General features: G+C 66.8%; 21 protein-coding genes and 1 pseudogene. 15 read left to right on the plus strand and 7 right to left on the minus strand.

All coding sequences use genetic code 11. The annotated features are described in order from the left end of the window. Positions 1–132: 132 nt before the first annotated feature. The 10 genes from glnA to HNP55_RS19630 all read left to right on the plus strand — a co-directional run bounded on the left by glnA (position 133) and on the right by HNP55_RS19630 (position 12859). Entirely contained in the window at positions 133–1548 is a 1416-nt protein-coding gene (gene glnA, locus HNP55_RS19585; RefSeq protein WP_184303372.1) for a type I glutamate--ammonia ligase, read from the plus strand. A 145-nt stretch (positions 1549–1693) separates the two neighbouring features. After that, positions 1694–2227 carry a hypothetical protein gene (locus HNP55_RS19590; protein ID WP_246448549.1) on the plus strand — a complete coding sequence of 178 codons (534 nt, stop codon included), beginning with the start codon at positions 1694–1696 and terminating at the stop codon, positions 2225–2227. Positions 2228–2295: 68 nt separating this feature from the next. Next, complete coding sequence (gene glnL / locus HNP55_RS19595; protein WP_184303375.1) at positions 2296–3402, plus strand: nitrogen regulation protein NR(II); 1107 nt, start codon at positions 2296–2298, stop codon at positions 3400–3402. Positions 3403–3429: 27 nt separating this feature from the next. Continuing rightward, complete coding sequence (gene ntrC / locus HNP55_RS19600) at positions 3430–4905, plus strand: nitrogen regulation protein NR(I) (RefSeq protein WP_184303377.1); 1476 nt, start codon at positions 3430–3432, stop codon at positions 4903–4905. 200 nt (positions 4906–5105) lie between these two features. Then, on the plus strand, positions 5106–5444 hold the full coding sequence (locus tag HNP55_RS19605; protein ID WP_246448550.1) for a hypothetical protein: 339 nt from the start codon (positions 5106–5108) through the stop codon (positions 5442–5444). Positions 5445–5538: 94 nt separating this feature from the next. Beyond that, positions 5539–7131, plus strand: coding sequence for a PepSY-associated TM helix domain-containing protein (locus HNP55_RS19610; protein WP_184303379.1), 1593 nt, complete (start codon positions 5539–5541; stop codon positions 7129–7131). Between the two features lie 18 nt (positions 7132–7149). Further along, positions 7150–7464, plus strand: coding sequence for a DUF3325 domain-containing protein (locus HNP55_RS19615; RefSeq protein WP_221439693.1), 315 nt, complete (start codon positions 7150–7152; stop codon positions 7462–7464). 502 nt (positions 7465–7966) lie between these two features. Beyond that, a complete protein-coding gene (locus HNP55_RS19620) occupies positions 7967–10135 on the plus strand; it encodes a TonB-dependent siderophore receptor (protein ID WP_184303382.1) in 2169 nt (722 codons plus the stop codon). An 81-nt stretch (positions 10136–10216) separates the two neighbouring features. Next, positions 10217–11503, plus strand: a complete 1287-nt coding sequence (locus HNP55_RS19625; protein ID WP_184303384.1) for a solute carrier family 23 protein — start codon at positions 10217–10219, stop codon at positions 11501–11503. A gap of 375 nt (positions 11504–11878) precedes the next feature. Next, on the plus strand, positions 11879–12859 hold the full coding sequence (locus HNP55_RS19630; protein WP_184303386.1) for a DUF2806 domain-containing protein: 981 nt from the start codon (positions 11879–11881) through the stop codon (positions 12857–12859). A 443-nt stretch (positions 12860–13302) separates the two neighbouring features. Here the strand turns inward: HNP55_RS19630 and HNP55_RS24885 are convergent. Next, positions 13303–13471: pseudogene (locus HNP55_RS24885) on the minus strand (transposase); the annotation flags it as partial. Positions 13472–13760: 289 nt separating this feature from the next. Between HNP55_RS24885 and HNP55_RS19640 the strand changes: the two are divergent. Beyond that, the gene (locus HNP55_RS19640) at positions 13761–13979 is read left to right on the plus strand and encodes a hypothetical protein (protein WP_221439694.1); all 219 of its coding nucleotides are present in this window, start codon (positions 13761–13763) and stop codon (positions 13977–13979) included. Positions 13980–13996: 17 nt separating this feature from the next. Here the strand turns inward: HNP55_RS19640 and HNP55_RS19645 are convergent, their stop codons facing one another. Next, positions 13997–14389 (minus strand): VOC family protein, encoded by a 393-nt coding sequence (locus HNP55_RS19645; RefSeq protein ID WP_184303387.1) that lies wholly within the window; start codon positions 14387–14389, stop codon positions 13997–13999. Between the two features lie 55 nt (positions 14390–14444). Next, positions 14445–16559, minus strand: coding sequence for a hypothetical protein (locus tag HNP55_RS19650; RefSeq protein ID WP_184303389.1), 2115 nt, complete (start codon positions 16557–16559; stop codon positions 14445–14447). A 201-nt stretch (positions 16560–16760) separates the two neighbouring features. On the opposite strand from HNP55_RS19650, the gene HNP55_RS19655 reads away from it, so the two are divergent. Continuing rightward, the gene (locus HNP55_RS19655; protein WP_184303391.1) at positions 16761–19037 is read left to right on the plus strand and encodes a hybrid sensor histidine kinase/response regulator; all 2277 of its coding nucleotides are present in this window, start codon (positions 16761–16763) and stop codon (positions 19035–19037) included. On the opposite strand, the gene HNP55_RS19660 is transcribed toward HNP55_RS19655, so the two are convergent. Next, entirely contained in the window at positions 19016–19678 is a 663-nt protein-coding gene (locus HNP55_RS19660; protein ID WP_184303393.1) for a response regulator, read from the minus strand. The two genes, HNP55_RS19655 and HNP55_RS19660, sit on opposite strands and share 22 nt — an antisense overlap. A 147-nt stretch (positions 19679–19825) precedes the next feature. Continuing rightward, complete coding sequence (locus HNP55_RS19665) at positions 19826–20779, minus strand: MBL fold metallo-hydrolase (protein ID WP_184303395.1); 954 nt, start codon at positions 20777–20779, stop codon at positions 19826–19828. 57 nt (positions 20780–20836) lie between these two features. Here HNP55_RS19665 and def point away from each other — a divergent pair, with 57 nt between their 5' ends. Both def and HNP55_RS19675 read left to right on the plus strand, forming a co-directional pair. Next, positions 20837–21373, plus strand: a complete 537-nt coding sequence (gene def / locus HNP55_RS19670; RefSeq protein WP_184303396.1) for a peptide deformylase — start codon at positions 20837–20839, stop codon at positions 21371–21373. An 83-nt stretch (positions 21374–21456) separates the two neighbouring features. Then, on the plus strand, positions 21457–23505 hold the full coding sequence (locus HNP55_RS19675) for a DUF6600 domain-containing protein (RefSeq protein ID WP_184303398.1): 2049 nt from the start codon (positions 21457–21459) through the stop codon (positions 23503–23505). Between the two features lie 4 nt (positions 23506–23509). On the opposite strand, the gene HNP55_RS19680 is transcribed toward HNP55_RS19675, so the two are convergent. Continuing rightward, positions 23510–24094 carry an arylesterase gene (locus HNP55_RS19680; RefSeq protein WP_221439703.1) on the minus strand — a complete coding sequence of 195 codons (585 nt, stop codon included), beginning with the start codon at positions 24092–24094 and terminating at the stop codon, positions 23510–23512. Between the two features lie 106 nt (positions 24095–24200). On the opposite strand from HNP55_RS19680, the gene HNP55_RS19685 reads away from it, so the two are divergent. Next, on the plus strand, positions 24201–24914 hold the full coding sequence (locus tag HNP55_RS19685; protein ID WP_184303402.1) for an ABC transporter ATP-binding protein: 714 nt from the start codon (positions 24201–24203) through the stop codon (positions 24912–24914). Here HNP55_RS19685 and HNP55_RS19690 read toward each other — a convergent pair. Continuing rightward, complete coding sequence (locus HNP55_RS19690; RefSeq protein WP_184303404.1) at positions 24911–25477, minus strand: DUF2062 domain-containing protein; 567 nt, start codon at positions 25475–25477, stop codon at positions 24911–24913. The two genes, HNP55_RS19685 and HNP55_RS19690, sit on opposite strands and share 4 nt — an antisense overlap. Between the last annotated feature and the right edge of the window lie 207 nt (positions 25478–25684).

A 25684-nucleotide genomic window follows, 5' to 3' on the forward strand; every position in this document is an offset into this window, starting at 1 on the left:
GCCAAGCCTCTCTTGCACAGTGTTGGCACACAAACTGCTTTGTCAAAAACACGGTGCATGATTGTTGTTAGAGCGCGTGCCGAACAAATTCGTTCCAGTCCACCCCAAGATTTACCCCGCTAGGAGCTATTGATGGCCAAGACCGTCGCCGACGTGATGAAGATGGTGAAAGAAAACGAAGTCAAGTTTGTTGACTTCCGCTTCACCGATACCCGTGGCAAGGAGCAGCATGTGTCTGTGCCTGTCTCGCATTTCGACGAAGACAAATTCGTCTCCGGCCATGCTTTCGATGGCTCCTCGATCGCCGGCTGGAAGGGCATTGAAGCCTCGGACATGCTCTTGATGCCCGATCCCAGTACCGCCAATATCGACCCCTTCTTCGAAGAGCCCACGCTGTTCATGAGCTGCGACGTGGTCGAGCCCAGCGATGGCAAGGCCTATGAGCGCGACCCGCGTTCGCTGGCCAAGCGCGCCGAAGCCTATCTGAAGTCCTCCGGCCTGGGCGACACCGCCTTCTTCGGCCCCGAGCCCGAATTCTTCATCTTCGACTCGATCCGCTGGAACGTGGACATGTCGGGTTGCTTCGTCAAGATCGATTCCGAAGAAGCCGCCTGGAACACCGGCAAGGACTACGAGAACGGCAACCACGGCTATCGCCCCAGCGTCAAGGGCGGCTACTTCCCCGTGCCCCCGGTCGACTCGGGCCAGGACATGCGCTCGGAAATGAGCTTGATCCTGGAACAGCTGGGCATCCCGGTTGAAGTGCATCACCACGAAGTGGCGAATGCCGGCCAGATGGAAATCGGCACCCGCTTCAGCTCCCTGGTCGAGCGCGCCGACTGGACCCAGCTGCAGAAGTACGTGATCCAGAACGTGGCCCATGCCTACGGCAAGACCGCCACCTTCATGCCCAAGCCCATCGTCGGCGACAACGGCAGCGGCATGCACGTGCACCAGTCGGTCTGGAAGGACGGCAAGAACCTGTTCGCCGGCGACGGCTACGGTGGCCTGAGCGAGTTCGCCCTGTTCTATATCGGCGGCATCATCAAGCATGCGCGCGCCCTGAACGCCATCACCAACCCCGGCACCAACTCCTACAAGCGCCTGGTGCCTGGCTACGAAGCCCCGGTCAAGCTGGCCTACTCGGCCCGCAACCGCTCGGCCTCGATCCGCATCCCCTTCGTTGCTAACCCCAAGGGTCGCCGCATCGAAGCCCGCTTCCCCGATCCGCTGATGAACCCCTATCTGGGCTTCTCGGCCCTGCTGATGGCGGGCCTGGACGGCGTGGAAAACAAGATCCACCCGGGCGAAGCCGCCACCAAGGATCTCTACCATCTGCCGCCGGAAGAAGACGCGCTGGTGCCCACCGTCTGCCACAGCCTGGAACAGGCGCTGGAGTATCTGGACAAGGACCGTGCCTTCCTGACCAAGGGCGGCGTGTTCACCGACTCCTATATCGACGCTTACATCGAGCTGAAGATGCAGGAAGTGACCCGCATGCGCATGACCACCCATCCGGTGGAATTCGATATGTACTACACCCTGTGATGAAAACGCGGCGCCCTATTGCCCTGGGCGCCGCGGCTACTGGCACAGGCGGCTGTGCAGGTAAAGGGACGGCTTCGGTCGTCCCTTTTTTTGCCTGCCGGCCGGCCTTTGCCAGATCTTCTTCCGCTTGGGCCACAATCCGGCCATGTTGATCCGAACCGCTTCGCATAAACGCAGTCCTGGCGCGCCCTTGCATCTGGCCTTGGCCTGGCTCCTGCTGGCGGCCGCTGCCAGCTCCGCGCAGGCGCAGTCGCCGGTCTACCGCTGCCCCGGGCCGCCGGTGCTCTACACCGACGCGCTGTCGCCCAAAGAGGCGCAGGACAAAGGCTGCCGCAGCATCGAGGGCACCCCCATCACGGTGCTGCAATCGCCCAAGCCACGGGCCAATGCGGGCGCTGCGGCCACGCCTTCTTCGGCGGGCTCGGAGGCGGCCAAGGTCGATCCGGCCCAGCAGCGCAATCGCGACAGCGAGCGCCGCCGGGTGCTGGAAACCGAGTTGCGCGAGGCCGAGGAACGCCTGGCCACCGCCCAGCGTGAATTGCAGGCCGGTGCCGAGCGCAAGGGCGATGAGCGCAATTACCAGCGCTATCTGGATCGCATGAGCGAGCTCAAGGCCAATGTCAGCCGCCAGGAGAACGATATCCAGGCGCTTAAACGCGAGATCAGCAAGCTGCCTTAAGCGCTGCTCTTGGCGGTATTGCGCTGCGCTATCGCCAAGGTTTTGCGCCGGGGGCTGGTTCCCACACCATGAGCGATAGCAGCCCACACAGCAGCCCCAATTTCGAGGCCTTTGACACCCTGGCCACCATGGTGGCCGTGGTGCAGGCCGATGGCGAATGCCTGTTCGCCAACGCGGCCTTCGAGAACGCCATGCGCTTGTCGCGCCGCGCGGTGCAGCGCAGCCAGCTCTACGACTGGTTTGTCGACAGCCAGCGCCTGCGCGACACCGTGCAGGGCGTGGCCCGCAACGCCTATTCCAGCAGCCGCTTCGACGCCTTGCTGCGGCGTGGCGCCCGCCAGGCGCTGCCGGGCGGCCAGGCCGACGAGCTGCCGGTGCATGTGATCGTCTCGCAGACCGAATTCGAGGATCTGGTGCTGGTCGAGCTGATCGAGAACGCCCAGCAGACCCGCCAGGACCGCGAGGAGCGCAGCTTCGACCAGGTGCAGGCCACCAAGGAGCTGACCCGCAATCTGGCGCACGAGATCAAGAACCCGCTGGGCGGCATCCGTGGCGCTGCGCAGTTACTCGCCATGGAGCTGGCGCCCGATCTGCAGGAGTACACCCAGGTCATCATCCACGAGGTGGACCGCCTGCAATCCCTGGTCGACCGCCTGCTCGCCCCGCACCGCCACGCGCCGGTGGTGGGCGATGTCAATATCCACGAGATCTGCGAGCGGGTGCGCAGCCTGATCCTGGTCGAGTATCCGCGCGGCCTCAAGATGGTGCGCGACTACGACACCTCGCTGCCCGACTTCCGTGGCGACCGCGAACAGCTGATCCAGGCGGTGCTCAATATCGTGCAGAACGCCGCCCAGGCCTTGCAGCCGCAGATCCAGGCCCAGATTCAAGGCGAGGGGGCCCGCATCACCCTGCGCACCCGGGTGGCGCGCCAGGTCACGATAGGCAAGCAGCGCTGGCGCTTGGCACTGGAATTGCATGTGGAAGACAACGGCCCCGGCGTGCCGGCCGAGATCCGCGAGCGCATCTTCTTTCCCCTGGTCTCGGGGCGGGAGGGCGGCACCGGTCTTGGCCTGACACTCGCGCAAACCATCGCCCAGCAACACCAGGGCATGATCGATTGCGAGAGCGAGCCGGGCCGGACCGATTTTCGAATGACCCTGCCATTGCCCTGACCCGAATCAGCCGTACAGGAACGCTGCATGAAATCCATCTGGGTTGTTGACGACGACCACTCCATCCGTTTCGTGCTCGAGAAGGCGCTGAGCCGCGAGGGCCTGCCGGTGCGCACGTTCAGCAATGCGCGCGATCTGCTCGCCGCGCTGGACACCGACAGCCCCCAGGTGCTGGTGTCCGACATCCGCATGCCGGGCGGCTCGGGGCTGGACCTGCTGGCCAAGGTCAAGGCCAGGCTGCCGCAGCTGCCCGTCATCATCATGACGGCCTACTCCGATCTGGACAGCGCCGTCGCGGCCTTCCAGGGCGGGGCCTTCGAGTACCTGCCCAAGCCTTTCGATCTGCCGCGCGCGGTCGAGCTGATCCGCCGGGCCCAGGAAGAAAGCCAGCGCGAGGCCGTGGCCGAGGAAGCCGCGGCCCAACTGCCCGAGATGCTGGGCCAGGCCCCGGCCATGCAGGACGTGTTCCGCGCCATCGGTCGCTTGAGTCAGAGTAATGTGACGGTTTTGATCACCGGCGAATCCGGCTCCGGCAAGGAGCTGGTGGCCCGCGCCCTGCACAAGCACAGCCCGCGCGGCGATGCCGGCACAAACGGCCCTTTTGTGGCCATCAACACGGCGGCCATCCCCAAGGATTTGCTGGAGTCCGAGCTGTTCGGTCATGAGCGCGGCGCCTTCACCGGCGCCCAGGCCAGCCGGCGCGGCCGCTTCGAGCAGGCCGATGGCGGCACCTTGTTCCTGGACGAAATCGGCGATATGCCGCTGGACCTGCAGACTCGCTTGCTGCGCGTCCTGTCCGACGGCCAGTTCTACCGCGTCGGCGGCCACAGCCCGCTGCGATCCAACGTCAGGGTGATCGCGGCCACCCACCAGAACCTGGAGGAGCGGGTGCGCCAAGGCGCCTTCCGCGAAGACCTGTTCCACCGCCTCAACGTGATCCGCCTGCGCCTGCCCGCCCTGCGCGAGCGCAGCGAGGACGTGCCCGTGCTGGCCCGCTTCTTCCTGCAGCGCAGCGCCACCGAGCTGGGCGTCGAGCCCAAGCGCCTCAGCGACGCCGCGCTGGCGCGCTTGAGCGGCTTCGACTACCCCGGCAATGTGCGCCAGCTGGAAAACATCTGCCACTGGCTCAGTGTGATGGCACCCAGCCAGCTGATCGAGGCCAAGGACCTGCCGCCCGAATTGCTGGGTGTGCCGGCCGCGACAGCGCCGGCGCCCGCCCCGGCTCTGCTCGAAGCAGAGGTCGTGCTGCCGTCGCTGGCGGCCGCCGCCGCCGCGGATCCAGACACCGAGGCCTGGGTGACCGAGATGGCCCTCGAGGCCCGCCGCCTGCTGGCCACGGGCCAGACGGATGTGTGGGAGCAGCTGAGCCGCCGCTTCGAGGCCAGCCTGATCCTGACCGCGCTGGACATGACCCGAGGCCGCCGCATCGAGGCGGCGCAGAAGCTCGGCATAGGCCGCAACACCATCACCCGCAAGATCCAGGAGCTGGGGCTGGATGTGTGAGCCTGTCCAAGCCCGGCTGCATGGCTGGGGGGGCAGGGCGAGAGAGCAGCTTGCAGAGCCTATAATAGGAATCATTCGCAGATAGATCGGCGAATGAAACCCCCGCTCGCCAGCCCCTGGCCGCTCCCGCGGTCTGCCAGCATGCCCTGATCGCAAACCTGGCTTGCCGGCCTCCGGGTGGATGCCGGCATGGCAAAGCTATGCCCCCAATAACTTCCGCCCCAAGGCCGGCCGGCTCCGTCATTGCGGCCTTGTCCTGGCGCTATCGACTCGCCGTGTTCTCGCGTGCCGCAGCGGCCCTGCTGGGCGGCTATCTGCTGGCTGCGGCGGTCGCGGCGGCCACGGCGGTCTATCTGCCTGTGCTCGCGCCCATCACCCGCAACGAGGCCACGGTGGGCGGCACCATGCTGGCCTATCTGCTCTATGCCATCGCATTCATGGCGGCCTTCGCCTGCCTCAGTGCCTGGCGCGCATGGATGTACACCCTCGGACCCGCGCTGCTGCTGGCCGCCCTGGTCTGGCTGCCGCGCTGGCTTTGAAGCTAACGGCTCCCTAAACTTTTCTCACAACGGTAAACACCATGATGCGTTCACCTCCCTTGCCCCTGGCCACCCTGGGCTGCCACTGCTGAGCATGCGAGCCGATGGTGCGCGCGAGGGGCTGCGCCAGGCCATGGCCTGGCTGCATACCTGGGCAGGTTTGCTGCTGGGCTGGCTGTTGTTTGCGATTTTTTTGAGCGGCACGCTGGCATTCTTCAAACATGAGCTCAATCACTGGAGCCGGCCCGAGCTATGGGGTCACGGCCGGGCGGGCGTGCTGGACGCCGTGCAACTGGCCCAGGCCGAGGCGCGCCTGCAGGAACTGGCTCCGGCCACACAGAACTGGCGCTTGACCGCGGCGGACGAACGCCGGCCACTGGTTCAGCTGAGCTGGCGCGAGCCTGCCCAGCAAGCCGGCCAACGTGCGCGGCTGGCGCAGCGCTGGTTGCACCCCCAGAGCGGCCAGGCCATCGAGACGCGTGCCACCTTCGGCCTCGGCGAATTCTTCTACCGATTCCATTTCGAGCTGCGCACGGCCCAGCAAAGCCGCTGGATTGAGCAGGGGCGCTGGGCCATAGGCCTGGCGACGCTGCTGATGTTTGTGGCCCTGCTCAGCGGCATCGTCACGCACCGGCGATTTTTCAAGGACTTCTTCACCTTCCGCCCGCGCGCCAAGGCCGCCCAGCGCGCCTGGCTGGACGCCCACAACCTCAGCGGCGTGCTGGTGTTGCCGTTTTATTTGATGATCACCTTCAGCGGGTTGATGCTGTTCCACTCGCTTTACATGCCGGCCGGCATCGCGGCCGCCTATGGCGCTGAAAGTGAACGTTATTTCAGCGAGCTGAGGGGCGATGCGCCGCAGCCGCGCAGCCCCAACACGGGCGCCGCCAAGGGCAAGACCTTGCCAGCCGCTTTGCCCCTGATCGGCCAGGCGCGCTGGCAGGTGCTGCTGGCTCAGGTGGAGCGCGAATGGCCCCAGGGTCGTATCGAGACGGTGGCCATGCAGCGCGTGGGCGAGCAGGCAGTGCTGGAGTTCAGCCGCCATGATGGCGACCGGCTGCAATACGACGGCCCGCGCCTGCTCTTCGACGCGGTCAGCGGCCAGCGCCTGCATCTGGCCGACACCCGCGCCCCGGTCGCGCGCAGCTATGGCGTGCTGGCCGGCCTGCATATGGCCCGCTTTGCCGATCTGTCGCTGCGCTGGCTGCTGTTTGGCTTGGGCCTGCTGGGCAGCGCCATGATTGCCACCGGCCTGCTGCTGTGGAGCGTCAAGCGCGCGGCGGACGATGAGCGCCGCAAGCGCGCCAGACCCCTGGGGCGTCGCCTGGTGGATACGCTGAATCTGGCCGCTATAGCCGGCCTGCCACTGGCGATGGCTGCACTGTTCTATGCCAATCGCTGGCTGCCTCTGGCGCTGGAGCAGCGGCCCGATCGGGAACTCAACTGCTTCTACCTTGCCTGGGGCGCCAGCCTGCTGCTGGCCGCGGCGCTGCCGGATGGGCGCGGCTGGCGCGCCCTGCTGGGCCTGGCCGCCCTGGCCTTTGGCGGCCTGGCCCTGGGTTTTGGCGGTCCCTGGGGCATGCAGCTTTCGCTGGGCGCCGCGGCCCTGTTGCTGGGCGGGCTGGCCTGGCGCTGCGGGCCGCGTCAGCAGACAGTCATCACCGCACCAATGGCAAGGGGGGCTTGAGCCATGATGCTCCACCCCATGTTCTGTTTGCTGGCGGCCTTTGCCCTGCTGTGCCTGGCGATGGAACGCCACCACGAAGAAGCGCTGGGCCAGGCCCCCAGCCCGCGCCGGCAACGTGCGCTGCGCGGCCTGGCCGTGCTGGCCCTGCTGGCTTCCGCCTGGGCGCTGCCGGCACGGGCGGATTGGGGGCTGGCCTGGGCCGCCTGGTTTGCCCAGCTCTCACCGGCCGCCCTGTTCGCCACCTTGTTGGCCACCTGGTGGCCACGCTATCTGCCGGCGGGTGCGACCGGCTCGGCCCTCGTGGCGGTGCTGCTCGGAGTCCTGGCGTTCTGAATGTCCTGCCGACCCATCACTGGGTCGTCTGCCTTGCAGGGCCCCGTCTGCTTTGGGTTCTTGGTGGGTCAAGCTGCATGCCGCTTGTTTTGAATGTTATGTTAGGATGAGAATTATTCTCAATTGAGGATGTGAGGCGCCCGCTGGTTTGAAACACCAGCCTGGGCGCCGCAGCCAGCCTGTTGCCGTCTCGACGGTTTGCCAGCATGCAAGTCCGGTTTTTCCCCCGGTGCAGCCGGGCGCTTGTGCGCCAGCTGCCTGAGAACCTGTCTGGATCACGAGTCATGCTGAAGCACAAGCTGCAATTTTCTCCGGCGCGTCCTGCGCTGCCCGCCTCGCCGCCCTGGTGAGGCGCTGAGGCCGAGCGCCTGCACGGCGCCTCAGCATCCCCCTTTTTGTTTCTCGATTCTTCTTGCCGCGCTCCAGATGGAGCCGCGGCCAGGACGGTCTTTGCCCGGCGTTTGCGCGGGCCGATTTTGATTTCTCCACAACGGTAAACACCATGAAGTACCAAGCAACTCTGAGCATGACTGCGCTGGCCTTGTTGATCGGCCAGGCCTGGGCCGCCGAGCCAGCCGCAGCGCCAGCGGCGGCGGCGTCGGCACCCGCTGCCGCGGCGTCGGCTGCCGAGATCTCATTGCCGCTCGTGCGGGCCAAGGGCCGCAGGGAAAATGCCAGCGGCCCGATCGAGGGTTTTGTGGCCCGCCGGGCCGGCAGCGGGATGAAGGGCGATATTGCGCTGATCGAGACGCCGCAGGCGATCACGGTGGTGACGGCCGACCAGATCGAGGCCCAGGGCGCCACCGCTTTGCGCCAGGTGACCCGTTATATGGCCGGTGCAAGCTCGGCCACGCTGGACAGCCGGGCCGACCGCATCAGTGCGCGCGGCGGCAGTGTGGACCAATACCTGGACGGCATGCTGCGCAGCCATGGCTTTGCGAACAACACCCGCCCCGACCCCTATACCCTGGAGCGCGTCGAGCTGGTGCGCGGCCCGGCCTCGGTGCTGTACGGCCAGGCCAGCCTGAACGGCTTGCTGAACCTGGTGTCCAAGCGCCCGCAGTTCGAGACCCAGCGCGAAGTGCAGGTGCAGCTGGGCAGCTTCAAGCGCCGGCAACTGGCCACCGATCTGACCGGCCCCCTGGGCGAGCAATGGGCATACCGGCTGGTGGCGCTCAAGCGCGACAGTGGCACCCAGGTGAACCATGTGAAGGACGACCGCCTGCTGCTGGCCCCCTCGCTGACCTGGCAGCCCGGCGCCGACACCTCGCTGACCCTGCAAGCCCTGCACCAGCGTGACCGCAGCGGCTCGCTGATCGGCTTCTTCCCTTGGCAGGGCACGCGGCTGCCCAATGGCAGCTTCGGTCGCATTCCGACCTCGACCTTCATCAGCGAGCCGGGCTGGGACGCCTACAACACCGACCAGGACTCGATCGGCTATCTGTTCAGCCACCGCTTCGCGGAGCACCTGACCCTGCGCCAGAACCTGCGCCACAGCCAGAGTTCGGGCGACTACCGAACCCTCTACACCAGCTTCAGCGCCACCGGCCGGCCGGTCTTCAACGCCGATGGCCGCAGCCTCGAACGCGATCTGGTCTGGCAGCGCAACGACAGCCGCATGACCCAGCTGGACACCCAGCTGGAAGGCCAGCTGCGCTCGGGTGGCTGGCAGCATCAGCTGCTGCTGGGCCTGGATGTGCAGCGGAATGTCGGCAGGGATCGCAACCTGTTCGAGCGCAGCACCGCCATCGACGCCTATGCGCCGGTCTACGGCAACTTCAAGCCACCCGCCGCGCCCACCGAGGTCTCGCGCACCGAGCAACGTCAGCTGGGCCTGTATCTGCAAGACCATATCAAGCTCGGCTCGCGCTGGGTGGCGGTGCTGGGCTTGCGCCATGACCGCGCTCGCAGCGACACCTCGGACGACCCCGATGCCAAGGTCGATGACAAGGCCCTCAGCAAGCGCGCCGGCCTGCTTTACCAGTCGGGCCTGGGCGTTTCGAGCTATCTGGCCTATACCGAGTCCTTTAAGCCGGTGGGCGGGGTGGACTTCTACAAAAAGCCCTACAAGCCGCAGGTCGGTGAGCAGTGGGAGCTGGGCCTCAAATGGCAGCCTCAGCACAAGCGCCTGTCCGCCAGTGCCACGATTTACGATCTGCGCGACACCAACCGGCTGACCCCCGATCCGGCCCAGCCCAATAACAGCTTGCAGATCGGCGAGGTGCGTATCCGTGGCCTGGAACTGGAAAGCGCGGGCAGCCTCGCCGGCGCGGGCCTGGGCTTGTGGGACTGGACCCTGGCCTACGCCTATACCGACGCCAAGATCAGCCGCAGCAATCGCTCCGACCAGGGCCAGGCCGTGGCGGGTGTGCCGCGCCACAGCGCCTCGGCCTGGCTGACCCACCACTTCAGCCTGGCCGGCCACGAGGGCTTCAGCGCCGGCGCGGGCGTCCGCCGCGTGAGCGGCGCCTGGGCCGGCAGCACGCGCATCAGCACACCGGCGGCGACCCTGTTCGATGCGATGCTGGCCTACGAGCGGGGCGATTGGCGCCTGGCGCTGAACGCAAACAATCTGGCCGACGAGGTGCAGATTTCCAACTGCCTCTCGCGGGGCGATTGCATGTACGGGGATCGCCGCAGCGTCAACGCCAGCCTGGGCTATCGCTTCTGAGCCTGCGGCCCCAGGGACTTTCCTGGGGCCGCCCCGCCGAGGCCTCACTACACTCCTGCCCATTCTTTGCAGGAGCATGAAATGAGTTACTTCCCCAATTGGCGCGAGGTCACGGCCGCCGACGGCCGCGCCGTGGCCCCCGACGAGCGCCTGCCCTGGCCGCAAACCCTGGCCATGGGCTTGCAGCATGTGATCGCCATGTTTGGCGCCACCGTGCTGGCCCCGCTGCTGATGGGCTTTGATCCCAATGTGGCGATTTTGATGAGCGGCATCGGCACGCTGATCTTCTTCGCCGTGGTGGGTGGGCGAGTACCCAGTTACCTGGGCTCCAGCTTCGCCTTCATCGGCGTGGTCATCGCCGCCACCGGCTATGCCGGCAGCGGGCCCAACCCCAATATCGGCCTGGCCCTGGGCGGCATCATCGCCTGCGGCGCGGTCTATCTGGGCGTGGGCCTGCTGGTCAGCCTGCTGGGCACGCGCTGGATCGAAAACCTGATGCCGCCGGTGGTGACTGGCGCGGTGGTGGCGGTGATAGGCCTGAACCTGGCCGCCATCCCCATCAAGAATATGGCGCCCACCGGCTTTGATGCCTGGATGCAAGGCCTCACCTTCCTCAGCGTGGCCCTGGTGGCGGTCTACACCCGCGGCATGGCCCAGCGCCTGCTGATCCTGATCGGCCTCATCATCGCCACCCTGGGCTATGCCTTGCTGGCCAATGGCCTGGGTCTGGGCAAGCCGATTGATCTTTCTGGCGTGGCGCAGGCTGCCTGGTTCGGCCTGCCCAAATTCGCCGCGCCCCAGTTTGACGCGGGCGCCATGCTGCTGATCGTGCCGGTGGTCGTCATTCTGGTGGCCGAGAACCTGGGCCATATCAAGGCCGTCAGCGCCATGACGGGTCAGGATCTGGACCGTTATATGGGCCCCGCCTTTGTGGGCGACGGCCTGGCCACCATGGTCAGCGGCGCCGCCGGCGGCACCGGCGTGACCACCTATGCCGAGAACATCGGCGTGATGGCCGCCACCCGCATCTACTCCACCCTGATCTTTGTGATCGCCGCCTTGCTGGGCGTGCTGCTGGGTTTCTCGCCCAAGTTTGGTGCCCTGATCCAGGCCATTCCGCTGGCGGTGATGGGCGGGGTCAGCATCGTCGTCTTCGGCCTGATCACCGTGGCCGGCGCCAAGATCTGGGTGGACAACAAGGTCGATTTCTCCGACAGCCGCAATCTGATGGTCGTCGCCATCACCCTGGTGCTGGGCACCGGTGACTACACGCTCAAATTCGGCGGCATGACGCTGGGCGGCATCGGCACGGCAACCTTCGGCGCGATCTTGCTGTACGCCTTGTTGTCGGTGGGAAGGAGGGCTTGATTTGCGGGTAGGTGGCTTGGGTTGGGGGACTGCATCTTGATGACCTACCGTGGCGGCTGATCAGTGCGGTGCAAAGCATCAGGCCTGCCTTGTCGTCGCGATCTCGCTTCAAGATCCGTGGCCCGGCCACCTCAGCGGGCCTTCGTGAGACGAAGCGCTGCTGCAAAATGCTGAACTGTTATTGCTTTTGTTAGATACAGCCCGTGAAGAGAAAAATCAAACTCGACAAGACCTTGGCGCCAGCACCGATGGGCTGTTGTGGGCGACAGGGATTTTTAGGGCGACAGGCTTTTGTCGCTCGACAAAAAAGTTAGGGCGCACGATTTCGCAGGCAGTGCTCGCGCAGATCCAATAGCGCCCCCAAAGGAGAACTTGGTGCCATTTGAAATCAAGGACCTAGCCGGCCTAAGCCAGCCAGTCACGAAACTTATCGAGGTAGTTTCCTCGGCATTAGGTACTCGCTTTCGGCCCGGCAATGTTGTGCGGGACGCCGATGCCAGAGCATATGAGATCAAGGCTATAGCCAGAGCAGAAGCAGAAGCCGAAGAAATACGGCGCGCCGTAAAGCTTGACGCCCTTGTAGATCGTATCGAATCTGCAACTGGTGGAGATCAAGCACTAGCTGCGCGAGCGAGGCAGCGTCTGCTAACTCGTGAACTTGAGGGTCAATTAAATGTTGAAGCCATCGCCAACGAAGCGATAGCAGCGCTACCGGCCGCTGTATCAAATGATCCCGTCAATGAGGATTGGCGCCGAAAGTTCTTTCTCCACGCAGAGAATGTATGCGAAGCGGACATGCAGTTTCTTTGGGGCAAGGTACTGGCTGGAGAGATCGCAACACCCGGTTCGTTCAGCGTACGCACCCTTGACGTCCTAAGGAATCTGTCGAAGCACGAAGCAGAGACCTTTCGGCGCGCCTGTACCTGCGCAATGCAGGATGGCTGGATCGCATTGCCCGGCCATGACATGAACACGGCATTGGTGCCGCACGGAATAACCTACACCGATATCCTAACCTTGCGCGATGCTGGCCTCCTGGCGGATGGCGACAACCTTCACAAAAACTTTAGCGCGCAGGGTCTGGTTCCCGAGCCAAGCAAGTTGCAGTTGGTTCTGTTCAACAATCAGACGTTAATACAAGTTTCCGGTCCGCCACTCCAACATTTGCGCATTTCGTCGCTCATCTTCACTACCGCTGGCCGTGAACTTCAAAGGCTCATTGAGCCGTTGCCCAATGAGCACTACTTCAAAGCCCTTGGAGCGTACCTGCGGACGCAGTCGCTTACTGTCAAGCGTGGCATTCCAGTCGTGCAGGACGGTGGACAAACAATCTTGTCGTTTGAAGCTGATTTGTAGTCAGTCACCTGCTAGTGCGCCCTAACGAGTAAGGATAGATCGCGCTCCGCCGCGATCTGATCCGTTTGTTGGACAGGCCCGCTGGGGGCACTCAGGTGATGAGTTATGGCCACTGTAGATTGATCCGAGGGATCGAGTGGCGTTGGGCGATCTGGATGGACCATGGCCCGACTGCAGCGAAGGGTCAAGCGTCCAGATGACGCCAATGATGCGGGCTTGGCCCCTTGCCGGGCAGCGCTTTTCCTGCAGTCTGCGCAAGTGTCGCGCAGACTGCGTGATGTGAGTTGTTTTGTCGCGTTACTGCTGGTTCGTGTCCGTGCTGGGCTGGCCGCAGCTGCAGCGCCAGACCGGGCGCGCGGGCGGCTCGGCGGCCGGGATGGCTGGAGCCATGCGCTGGGTGAGTTGCAGCAAGCGCAGGGTGCGCCGGCTGTTGTGGTGCAGGAAACCGAAGTTGCGGGCCCGCTGCAGACCTTTGGGCAGGACGTGTTGCAGCAGCAGCCACAGGAAGTCGGCGCCGGGCAGGGTTCGGGTGGCGGGTTTGCCGGTCTTGGCGTCGCGCCAGCGGTAGGTGATGTGGCCGTCTTGGCAGCGCAGGATGTCGCTCTCCTGGATCTCGCCTCGGTAGAGATAGCGGCCCTGGTCTGCTACTCAAGCCCAAAGCGCCCTTTGCCAGCGTGGATCTTGCCGAAGTCGCTGGTATGTTCAGAGGCAAGGTGGCGCTTAAAACCGACGCCGAGATTGAGGCCGCCCTGGTGCGCGACATGCGCAGGCGCTGGCGAGATCGCGAATGATCGCGATTGACACCAATGTCCTGGTACGGCTGTTGCTCGCCGACGATCCGGTCTAGAGCAAGGCCAGCCAACAACTGTTTGCTACCGAGACGGTCTTCATCCCGGATGCGGTGCTGCTGGAAACCGAGTGGGTCTGCGGTCTGCCCAATGTCAGGGTGAGTGATGGCCGCCTGTTTGTGCAGGTGATTGATTGGCACGAAGCCGGTTTTGACTTTGCCGATGCCTTCCATCTGGCGCTTGGCAAGGATCAGGAGGCGCTCAAGACCTTCGATGCCGCCTTCGTCAAGAGCGCCCAGAAGCTCACCGACAGGCGTGTGGACAGGCCCTGAATGGCTTGGAGATATTGCTACTCAACCCGATGGCACGCCACACAAAGCTTGTTGCCCTCCGGATCGCGGAAATACGCGCCGTAGTAATCGGCGTGGTACTCCGGCCTCAAGCCTGGCGGACCTTCGCAGCGGCCGCCATGGGCCAGGGCAAGGGCGTGGGCTTGCCGCACTTGCGCGCGCGACTGCGCGAGCAAGGCCACCATCTGGCCGTTGCCGGGCTGGTGGGCTTGGCCGTCAAAGGGGCGCCCGATCAGGAATAACGGCCGTGGTTCCGGGGACGATTGCCAGCCGGCCCAGGGCCGGGCCTCGTCTTGAAAGCGGAACTGGATGCCCAGCGAGTCCAGCAGGGGTTTGTAGAAGGCCAGGGCGCGCTCAAAGTCGCTAACGCCCACCATGATGTGTGAGAACACCTGAGCACTCCTTGTTGAGTCATGCTCAGGAGTCTAGGGCTTTGCCGGCCGGTCCTCAGGGCAGTTGCCGCGTCGTCGTGAGCTGGTTGCCCAACACCGTGGTGGCCACGCTGATGGAGCCCGCGGCCGCGGCTTGCGTGGGCTTGGCCAGATTGCCCGCGTACAGGCGCTTGCTGTTGAAGCTGCAGCCAGTTTCCATGCCGACGGCATTGGCCTCGGCGTTCAAGATGTAGTCGCCGCCGCTGTTGAAGAGGCCGAAATTGCAGTTGTCTGCCCGCGAGCCATAGGCGGAGGACTGGGTGTAGGCGATTCTGAACACATCGTCCAGCACGGCCGTGCTGCTGGCCGCAACAGCCGCGTTGACGGCCGCGATCGAGGCCGGCGTGACGCTGCCGATCTGGGCGAACAGGTGCTGGGCATTGGCCAGCGCAAAGGCCTTGGACAGGGGCACGGCTGAGATTTCATACGGGAAGGCGCTCACCACCTGGCCCGAGCCTGCCGCCTTGAGGGCCCAGATGTAGACGCGGCCGGGCATGACCTGGCTCTCGTCCATGCAGGGCGTGCCGGCCGCGGGCAGGGGGGATTGGGCGGCCAGATCGGTGCAGGACAACAGGCTCTCTCGCTTGCCATAAAAGCCCTTGCCGTCGCCGACGATGTAGTGGCTGATGAAGGGGTCCGCCGAGCGCGTCAGCGTCAGCTTGGTCTTGTCGCCCACGGGCGCGGCGGGTTTGCCGCTGAAGGCCACAATGCCGGGGCCGCGCACATCCACCTTGTCCACGTCCGGCATGCCGCCCTCCATGGCTGCTTCGATGATGTTGCGCTCGAGGTGGAAGGCGCGCTCGCGCCGCAGGGCGGCCAGGCCGCTCTGGCCCTCATCGCGCGCCACGCGGGCGGCCATATGGACCTCCAGCCGCTGCGTGCCGGCCCAGCGCCAGCCGCCCGGGCAGCCGCCGTAGGCCGCGGATTTGATGAATTGAAGAGCCTCCGTATTGCCCTCGACCCTCACGCTCACCCAGGCGCTGCGGGCCTTGCCGGCACTGTCCAGCTGCACGGGCGAGCCGCCGCGTGGGCGCGCGCCCAGGATGGTGGCCACCTTGTTGTCCACGGCCGCATCGGTGAGCACGGCGATTTCGGCGCTGCTCAAGGGGCTCAAGTCCTTGTGGGCCAGGCCCTTGGCCTGCAGGGCAAAGCCGGCCGTGGCGGGCGCCTCCCCGCTGCTCAGCACGCTCACCACCTGTGCCTGGCCGAGGCCAAAGGCCTTGAAGCTGGGGTCGATAAAGGGTTCGACCTGGGCCGCCGTCGGCGCTTTGAAGCCGCTGCTGGGGTAGAGCGCGTTCAAGGAGGCCAGGCAGGCCTGGATCTCCGGCAATACGCCCGCCACGGCGTCGGCCTCCTGCACCTGGGCCGTGCTGGGCGGGGTGATGGTCAGGGCATTGCTGCTGTCCAGCTGGCCGATGACGGTTTGCGTGGCCACCAGGCTCACCGTGGCTTGGCCCGCCGCATTGCTGCCGAGCACGATGCGGTCCAGCACGCCGTCCAGGCCCGTGCCATCGGCCTTGAAGGCACCGCTCAGCGGGTCCGTGCCGGCGCTGTTGAGCGGGGCGATCATGGCCGTCACCTGGCCCAGGGCGTCCTTCAGCCGCGTGCCGCCGGTGGCGGTCTGCAAGGCCGTCAGGCAGGCGGCGGGCACGCTATTGCTGCTGTCCGGCAGGCAGGTCTCGCTCAGGCTGCTGCCGGCCGGTGCGCCCGCCGCTGCGGCCACGATCAAATCGGTCAGCGGCGTGATATTGACCGTCTGCCCGACGGCCGTGGCGATGGAGGTCAGCACCGTCTGCTTGCCGCCCACCGTGCCGGTGACGCTGAGCAGAAAGGGCGCCGTCATGCCGCTGACATCCACCGTATAGGCACCGCCCGCGCCCACCGCCGCCAGCGGCGAGCGCTTGCCCTTGATGTCGATGGCCAGCACCGAACCCTCAATCGCCGCACCCGCCGCCGCCGTGCCGCTGAGGCTAGGGCTGGGGGCGGGCGCCGGTGCTGGTGCTGGTGCTGGTGCCGGTGCCGGTGCCGGGCTGGGGCTGCTGCTACTGCCGCCGCCGCAGGCGGCCAGCAGCAAGGCGAGGGAACAGGCCGACAGGGCGGCCTGGCGCGAAACAGGGGCGGGGGTGTGCATGGACGTTCCTCTTGATTTGATGGCACTCGTGGGCGGCACCCGAGCAGGTGCTAGCGAGGCAAATCATGGAGAAAACGTCGGCTCCCGGCTATCGGCCATTTGGCCGAAACCGATGGGCGAATCCCTGTGAACCCCCGCCCCCAAGCTGAGCAACAATCGCCCTTCATTTTTCCGGGAATGTCGATGGCCGGTGCTCGCTTCATGTCTGTCGCAGTATTGCGTCTTCTTGCATGCCTGGTCTTGCTGCTGCTGGCCGCTCGCCTGCAGGCTGAAGCGCCCACGCTGCAAGCCATCGAGCGCATCGACTGGCTCAACCCCGCCGGCCAATGGCAGCCCCAGGCCTTGCCGGACGACTGGGGCCGGCGCGGCCTGGCGCGGCCCGGGCGTCAGCAATACCGCTTGCAGATCGAGTTAGCGGCCAGCGTGCAGCCCTGGGCGCTGTGGTCGGCGCGCCTGCCCCTGCACCATCGCATCCGCTTCAACGGCCAGCTGATCAGCGACACCCTGGAGATGGCGGATGCCTTGCAGCCCCGCACCACGGCCTTGCTGCTGCCCTTGCCCGCGCCCCGCCAGGGTTTGAATGTGCTGGAGATCGAGGAGCAGGGTGGCCCGCGCGCCGGCCTGGGCACGCTGTGGCTGGGGCCGGCGCCGGAGGTGGCGGCCCAGGCCCAGCGCTACCGGCGCATCTGGGTCGATCTGTCGCGCACCCTCAACGGCCTGGCCGGCGGCGCGGCCCTGTGCGCGCTGCTGCTGTGGGCGCGGCGGCGGGGCGAGGCGACGCTGGGCTGGTTCGGCCTCTTGGTGCTGCTGCTGTCGCTGCGCAATATCGCGTTTGTCGAGCCCGGTGCGGCCTCGCCGCCGGGCGCCAGCCTGCTGATGTATCTGCTGGTGTGCGGCGGCAATGCCTTGTTCAGCCTGTTCGCCGCCAGCACCGCCGGCCGCATGACGCGGCGCTGGCTGCTGCCCATGCTGGCCGCGCCGCTGCTGGCGACCCTGGCCGGCTTGGCCAGCGGGGGCGAGGCCCTGGCCGTGGACCGTGCCCGGGTCTATGCCTACCCGCTGCTCATCCTCTCCTCGCTGATGGCCGCCGGCCTGCTGTGCCGGGTGGCGGCCCGGCTGCCACAGCGCCGGCTGCTGGTGCTGGCCCTGAGCGGCCTGATCTTCGTGGCCAGCGGGGTATTTGACTATCTGCTGCAATCCGGCCGCCTGCCCCAGCACTGGGAGTTCGTGCTGCCCTGGACCGGGCCCTTGCTGGCGCTGAGCTACGCGGCCGTGCTGGGCGGGCGCCTGGTGCGGGCGCTGGAGGAGTCGGAGCGCGCCGGCCTGGTGCTGGAGCAGCGCGTGCGCGAGCGCACCCTGGCGCTGGAGGCGGCCAATGCCACCAAGAGCCGCTTCCTGGCCGCCGCCAGCCATGATTTGCGCCAGCCCATGGTGACCATAGGTCTCTTGATCGGCGTGCTGCGCGAGCAGCTGCAGTCGCCCGCCCAGCAGCGCCTGGTGGCGCGGGTGGACGAGGCGGTGGCGGCCATGGAGTCGTTGCTGGCGGGCTTGCTGGACCTCTCGCGCCTGGAGGGCAGCGGCCTGCGCGTGCGGCGCGAGCCGGTGGGCTTGCAGGCTCTGGTGCAGGCCGTGGCCACCCATGAGAGCGAGGCGGCGCGGGCCAAGGGCTTGCGCCTGCGCCTGCGGGTGCCGCCCGCGGCCTGCGTGCTGGGCGATGCGGTGCTGATCGAGCAGATGCTGCGCAATCTGGTCGTCAACGCCCTGCGCTATACCGAGAGCGGCGGCGTGCTGGTGGCCGTGCGCCGCCAAGGCGCTGGCTGGCGCCTGGCCGTGCATGACAGCGGACCCGGCATCGCGGCGGCGCAGCAGGCCCGCGTCTTCGAGGATTTTGTGCAGCTGGATAACCCGCAACGCCAGCGCATCCAGGGCCTGGGTCTGGGCCTGGCCATCGTCAAGCGGGCGGCGGCGCTGCAGGGTTGCGAGGTTTTGTTGCGCTCGGTGCCGGGCCGGGGCTCCTGCTTCAGCTTTGTGCTGCCGGCCGCGGCCCTGCAAGCGCCGGGCATGGCGGCGGCGCCGGCCCAAGCCCTGGCGGCCGAGCCCGATCTGCGGCAGCGCCAGATCTGCCTGGTGGAGGACGACGCGGGCGTGCGCGAGGCCCTGGCCCAGCGCCTGCGCGGTTGGGGCGCGCGGCTCAGCCTGTTCGAGAGCCCGGCAGATCTGCGGGCCGCGCTGGCCCGGGGCGAGCTGCCGGCACCGGCCCTCCTCATCAGCGATATGCGCCTGCCCGGCGGCAATGGCCTGGACGTGGTGGCGGCCCTGCGCGCCGCCCACGGGGCCGGCCTGCCGGCCCTGATCCTGACCGGCAACACGGCGCCCGCGGACCTGGCCGAGCTGGCCGCCAGCGGTCTGCCGGTCTTGCACAAGCCTTTCCGCGCCGAGCAGCTGGCGGCGGCTATTCAGCGCCTGCTGGCGTCCTGAGCCGGCGTTTTGAGCTTGAGGCCCAGGCGCGCGGCCTGCACCACGGCCTGGGTGCGGCTGCTGACGCCCAGGCGGCGATAGACGGCCTCCAGATGGGTCTTGACCGAGGACTCCGACAGGCCCAGCTGGCGGCAGATCAGCTTGTTGGACCGGCCTTGCAAGAGCAGCTGCAGCACATCGTGCTGGCGCGGCGTCAGCTCGGGCGGGCCGGCCATGGGTGGGGCCGTGGCCAGCAGGTTGGCGGGCAGATTGATGCCGCCCTGCAAGGTCTCGACCAGGGCCTGCAGCAGCTGCTGGCTGCTGGCCTGCTTGGGCACAAAGCCGCTGGCGCCCAGCTCGATGGCGGCCTGCACGGTCTCGGCCCTGTCATCGGCCGAAAGCACGACCAGGCGCAGCCCGGGCGCTTGCGCGCGTATGCGCTGCAGGGCTTGCAAGCCGCTGGCATCGGGCAGGCCCAGGTCCAGCAGCACCAGGTCCAGGCTTTCGTCCTTGTCCTCGTCCAGCTGGGCCAGGGCCTGGCCCAGGCTGGCCGCATGCCACAGCTCGACCTCGGGGAAGCGAGCCTCAATCAGGCTGGCCAGGGCCTCGGCCAGCAGCAGGTGGTCGTCCACCAGCAGGATTTTCAAGGGCTGCAGGCTCATATCAGTTATCCATGGCGCTGCGCGCTACCCGCGACGCCTGAAACCAAGTACAAAAAGTCAACCACAGAGTCACAGAGACACAGAGAAAACCAGCTCCGAATTCCTCTGTGTCTCTGTGTCTCTGTGGTCGTATTTGAATTTGGAGTTTCATTTCAATTTGTCCAGCCAAACGCCTATACCTTGCGCATTCAGCTCGATGTCCATCTGCAGCAGCTCCAGCTGCGCCTCCGGGCTCAGCCGCGCGCCGCAGCCATGGGCCTCCAGGCTGCCGAGGTAGAGCGTGCTCAAGCCCTGCTTGAGCAGGGCGTGGCGCTCGGGCGAGCGGGCCACCCGGTGGGCCAGGGCCACGCTGGCTTCCAGCAGGCGCAAAAGCCCCAGGCTCAAGGCCTTGGGTGAGCCGACGCGGCCGTAATGCGTCAGATACATGGACTCGGGCTCATGGCTCAGCAGGCGGGCGATGGAGGCGCGCAGCGCCTCGGGCTCGAACTGCACCGGCGTGCTGGTGGGCATCAGCCAGGGGCCTTGCTCGCTGTCAAATTCGCGGTAGCTGAGGCCGAAGGTGTCGCCGCTGAACCAGCCGCGGCTGCGGGCATCCCAGATGCAGTGGTGGTGGCGGGCGTGGCCCGGGGTGTCGAGCAGCAGCAAGGGCCGGCCGCCCAAGTCGATCTGCATCTCGTCCCGGCTAGCCAGGGTGCGCGCCTCGTCGACGGGCAGCAACTGGCCGTAGGAACGCAGCATTTCTGCCTCGCCGTAAACGGCCAGGGCGCCGGCCCACAGGGCGCTGGGGTCGATCATATGGCGTTGGCCGCGTGGGTGGACCAGCAGGCGGGCTTGAGGCAGATGCTGCATCAACAGGCCCACGCCGCCGGCATGGTCCAGATGCACATGGGTGGGGATGACCCAGTCCACCGCGTCTGGCTTCAAACCCAGGGCCTGCAATGCCGCCAGCAGGCGCGGCACGGCATGGTTGGTGCCGGTGTCGATGAAGGCGGCACGGCCCTTTTCAACCATCAGATAGGCCGCGTCGAAGCGCGGGCGCTGGAAGCCGGTGTCGATGGCGTAGATGCCATGGCCCAGGTCTTCGACAAAGTCCAGATTCATCTTTGCTGACTCCTAGAATCATGCGAACAACGATAACCCAAGGATGAGAGGCAGCCGATGACGGTGCGCGAGATTTTGAAGATGGGCGACCCGCGCCTGCTGCGGGTGGCGCAGCCCGTGAGCAACTTCGGCACGCCCGAGTTGCGCGCGCTGATTGCCGATATGTTCGACACCATGAAAGCCGCCAACGGCGCCGGCCTGGCCGCACCGCAGATCGGTGTGGATCTGCAGTTGCTGATTTTTGGCTACCAGAGCAATGTGCGTTACCCCGATGCGCCGCCGGTGCCGCCCACGGTCCTGATCAACCCTGTCATCACGCCCCTGTCCGATCAGCTGGAGGAGGGCTGGGAGGGTTGTCTGTCGGTGCCGGGCCTGCGCGGCGTGGTGGAGCGTTTTGCGCGCCTGCGTTACAGCGGCTTCGATGCCGAAGGCCAGCCTTTCGAGCGCGAGGCCGAGGGTTTTCATGCCCGGGTGGTTCAGCACGAGTGCGACCATCTGCAAGGCGTTCTCTACCCCATGCGGGTCAAGGACTTCAGCCGCTTTGGCTACACCTCGGTACTGTTTCCTGAACTGGACCCGGCGGCCGACGATTGAGGAAAAGCGATTGAAATAGTTTGTAAGTCCTGTCGGCAGATGGGCGGGCTCAAGCGTTCAGCTGCCACGACAAGGAGCAAAGCATGACGCGATCAAATGCTGCCGCCTGGCCGCTGACGGCCAATTCACAGGGACAACAAACCCTCTTCCAGCGCCTGTGCCTGGGCCTGCTGCTGGGCCTGGCCCTGCTGGCGGCCAAGCCGGCCCTGGCCGATCCACCCATGCGGGCGGGCCGGGTGGCCGAGGTGGTGGGCGATGCCTGGCTCTTCGACGCCGAGCGCAGGGAATGGGTGCGCCTGCTGCGCAACCAGACCGTGGCCGAGGGCGACCGCCTGCGCACCGATGAGCGCTCGCGCGTGAGCCTGCGCGTGGGCTCCACCAGCTTGTGGGTGGACGAGCGCAGCGATCTCGAATTCACCCAACTTGACGAGGGCCGTGTGCTGCTGCAACTGGCCCGCGGTGATCTGGGCCTGCGCCTGCGCTCGCCGGAGGCCGTGGCCGAGTACAAGGTGCAGACCCGCGAGGGCATGAGTTTTGCCGAGCGCGAGGGCCTGTACCGGGTCGAGCAGCTGGACCGCGGCAGCAAGGTCTACGCCTTGCAGGGCCGGCTGCGCTTTGAGTCTGGCCGAGGGGGCGATGTGCCACCCGTCTGGCTGGAGGGCGGTGAGCAGGCCGAGCTGTGGTGGGCCAATGGCCCGCGCGCCGAGAGGCAGCGCCTGCAGGGCGACAGCTTTTCCGACTGGGTGCTGGCGCAAAGCCGGGCCGAGGGCGACCGGCTGCCCACCGTGACCCAACGTTATGTGTCGCCCGAGATGACGGGTGCCGAGGACCTGGATCGCCATGGCCGCTGGGAGCAGTCGCCCGAGTACGGCGCCATCTGGATTCCCACCGTCGTGCTGGCCGACTGGGCTCCTTACCGCTACGGCCGCTGGGCCTGGACGGTGCACTGGGGCTGGAGCTGGGTGGACGATGCGCCCTGGGGCTTCGCGCCCTTCCACTACGGCCGCTGGGTGCACTGGGGCAATCGCTGGTGCTGGGCGCCGGGCTCTTATGTGCTGCGCCCGGTCTATGCCCCGGCCTTGGTGGCCTGGGTGGGGGGCGGCGTCAGCGTGGGTGTGAGCATTGGCAATAGCCGCCCGCCGCCGCGCTACGGCTGGTATCCGCTGGCGCCGCGTGAGGTTTATGTGCCGGGTTATCGCCACAGCCCGGGCTACGAGCACAGGCTTAATTACGAACGCGATCCGGTGACGGTGCAGCGCCCCCATCGCAATCGCGAGGTGTTTGGTGCCGTCAGTTATCTGCCTGGCCAGGGCGGCCCGGCCCGGCCCATGCCGGTGGCCGAGCTGGGGCCTGTGCGAGCCCTGCCCACGGCGCCGGCCCGCAATGAGCTGCAAGGCTTTTTGCCGCAGCGGCCCGGCAACGAGGCCAGCACGCCGCAGACGACCAACCGGCCGCTTGCCGAGGGTAACGGCGCCGGCATGCCCTGGCGCAGCGAAAACGCCGGCCGCCGCGAACGCGAACGGGAACGCGATTTCGCCGGCCCCGAGCCGGTGCGCAACGCGGCTTTGCCCAGCCAGGCGGGCCAGGTCGTGAATCCGAACCCGAACCCGGGTCGCCCGGCCGATCTGCCTTGGCGTGGCAACCGGGAACAAGAAGCACGTCAGAACCCACCGCAGAACCAGGCGGTTCAGCCTCAGCCACAACAACAGCCACAACAACAGCCACAAGCTCAGCAGCCGCCGGTGCTGAATAACGGCCTGCCGCAGCGGTCGGCCGACTCACGCGAGCGGAGCTGGGAACGGAACGCCGAGCGCAATCAAGAACGCAATCAGGAGCGCAACATCGAGCGGCGGATGGAGCCGTCGATGGATCGCAGCGGCCCGACTCGCAGCCCGGCGTTTGAGCGCCAGCAAGAGCGGCAGATGGAGCGGCCGATGGAGCGACCGATGGAGCGTCAGATCGAGCGCCAGCCCGAGCGGGCCCGTGCCATGGATCTGCCCCAGCGCGCGCCCGAGGCGCGCCCGCCCAGCCCGCCACCCGCAGCTCCGGTGGCACAGCAGCAGCAAGGCCCGAGCCGCGGCGAGGCCAATGGCCCGCCGCGCCGAGGCGGGACGGAGCAGGACAAGCGCTGACGCCTTATTTCAGCAGCGGTTTGAGCCGGGCCCAGACGTTCTCAAGCATCTGCGGATGGGCTTTGGCCAGCGGGTGGATGCGATCGCTCTGGAACCAGTCCAGCGCGTCGGGGCGATCGGCGATACCGCTCAGCAAAAAGGGTAGCAAGGCCGTCTTCTCGGCCTTGGCTACCTCGCCGAACAGGGCGGCGAACTCGCGCCCGTAGCTGGCGCCGTAATTGGGCGGCAGCTGCATGCCGGCCAGCAAGACCTTGGCACCGGCCGCCTTGGCCGCACGCGTCATGGCCAGCAGATTCTCGCGTGTGCTGGCCAGTGCCAGGCCGCGCAAGGCGTCGTTGCCGCCCAGCTCGATGATGACGATGGCCGGCTGGTGCTGCTTCAGCAAGGCGGGCAGGCGGGCGCGGCCGCCGGCCGTGGTGTCGCCGCTGATGCTGGCGTTCTGCACGGTGTAGGACGATTTTTGTTCCTGCAGCCTTTGCGTCAGCAAGGCCACCCAGCCCGTGCCACGCGCCAGGCCGTATTCGGCCGAGAGGCTGTCGCCCAGCACCAGGATCTTGGCGCTGTTCGCACGCGCAAGACCCGGCAGCATCAGGGCCTTGGCCCACAGGCTAAAGTGCAGCAAGTTCTTGGCGAGGCTGCGCCGCCCCGGCGAGCCCAGCGTCTCGGCCTTTGTCGTCTTCATCAGGTCTCTTTCCATGTCCCAAACACATACCGCTGCCGGTGTTCCGGTGGTCGCCGTCGACAAGATCTGCAAAAAAGTGCAGGACGCCAGCGGCGAGCTGAGCATTCTGCATGACATCTCCTTCACGCTGCGGGCGCAGGAGTCGGTCGCCATCGTCGGCGCCTCGGGTTCGGGCAAGAGCACCTTGCTGGCGATTCTGGCGGGGCTGGACAGGCCCAGCAGCGGCACGGTGAGGCTTGGTGGCGAGGACATTTTTGCCCTCAGCGAAGACCAGCGCGCCGCTCTGCGCGGCGCCCAGCTGGGCTTTGTGTTCCAGAGCTTTCAGCTGCTGCCCAATCTGACGGCGCTGGAAAACGTCATGCTGCCGCTGGAGTTGCGTGGCGAGCGCGAGGCGCGCACCCTGGCCACGCAGATGCTGGGCCGGGTGGGCCTGGCTCAGCGCCTGAGCCACTATCCGCGCGTGCTGTCGGGCGGCGAGCAGCAGCGGGTGGCGTTGGCGCGGGCCTTTGTGCAGCGGCCGGCCCTGCTGCTGGCCGACGAGCCCACCGGCAGCCTGGACTTCGCCACCGGCGCCGCCGTGATGGCCTTGATGTTCGAGCTCAACCGCGAGGCCGGCACCACCCTGGTGCTGGTGACGCATGACACGCAAATCGCCCAGCGCTGCGAGCGCCAGCTGCGCATCGAGGCCGGCCGGCTGGTGCAGGACGAGGAAAAGCTCTCCGCCTAGGTTTTTCGTTGGCGCGCGCGTTCGCGCAGCCGGCGCCAGCGCTCGCCGCGGATGACGGCCCACCAGGCGAAGTAGACCAGCAGATAAAGCAGGCTGCCCAGCACCAGGCCGGCCAGGGGCAGGCCGATCAGCAAGGGCGTGCCCAGGGCCTGCACCCACAGCCAGAGCGAGGGCAGCCAGGTGTCGGGGTGGCTCCAGTCCAGGGCCAGCATCTCGGGCGTGGCGATGGGGCCGTCGTGTCCCGAGACGAGGCGGCCCAGAAAGATGGCCAGGCTCCAGATCGGCAGCAGGGTGAAGGGATTGGTGATCCAGGTGGCGGCCACGGCCGCCGCCACATTGCCGCGGAACAGAATCGCCGCGGCGGCGGCCAGGGGCATTTGCGTGGGCAGGGGGATCACCCCCACGGCCAGGCCCAGGCCGGCGCCCAGCGCGACCCGGCGCCGATGCGCCACCCACAGCCAGGGGCGCGGGCCCAGGTAATTGCCCAGCCAGCGCAGGCCCGGCGTCTTGGCCAAGACATCGGGGTGGGGCAGGATGCGGCGAGCGAAGCGGGTGGCGGGCACGGGAGTCTCTTGGGTGCAGATGCAAAAACGCCCGCGCGGGCCAGGAGCCTGTCGGGCTTGGGGCGGGCCGCGTGCGGGCAGTTCTGAAGCGGGGCGCCAGGAGTCTGTCGGGCTTGGGTCGCCGACAGCGGGAATCGGCCCCAGCGAGGCCAGTTTTTGCCGGATTTGCAGCCCCATAGCTCAGCTATGGGGCAAAAAGCCGGTAAA

It is taken from the genome of Roseateles oligotrophus (genome assembly GCF_014204525.1).
Lineage (GTDB): Bacteria > Pseudomonadota > Gammaproteobacteria > Burkholderiales > Burkholderiaceae_C > Paucibacter_A > Paucibacter_A oligotrophus_A.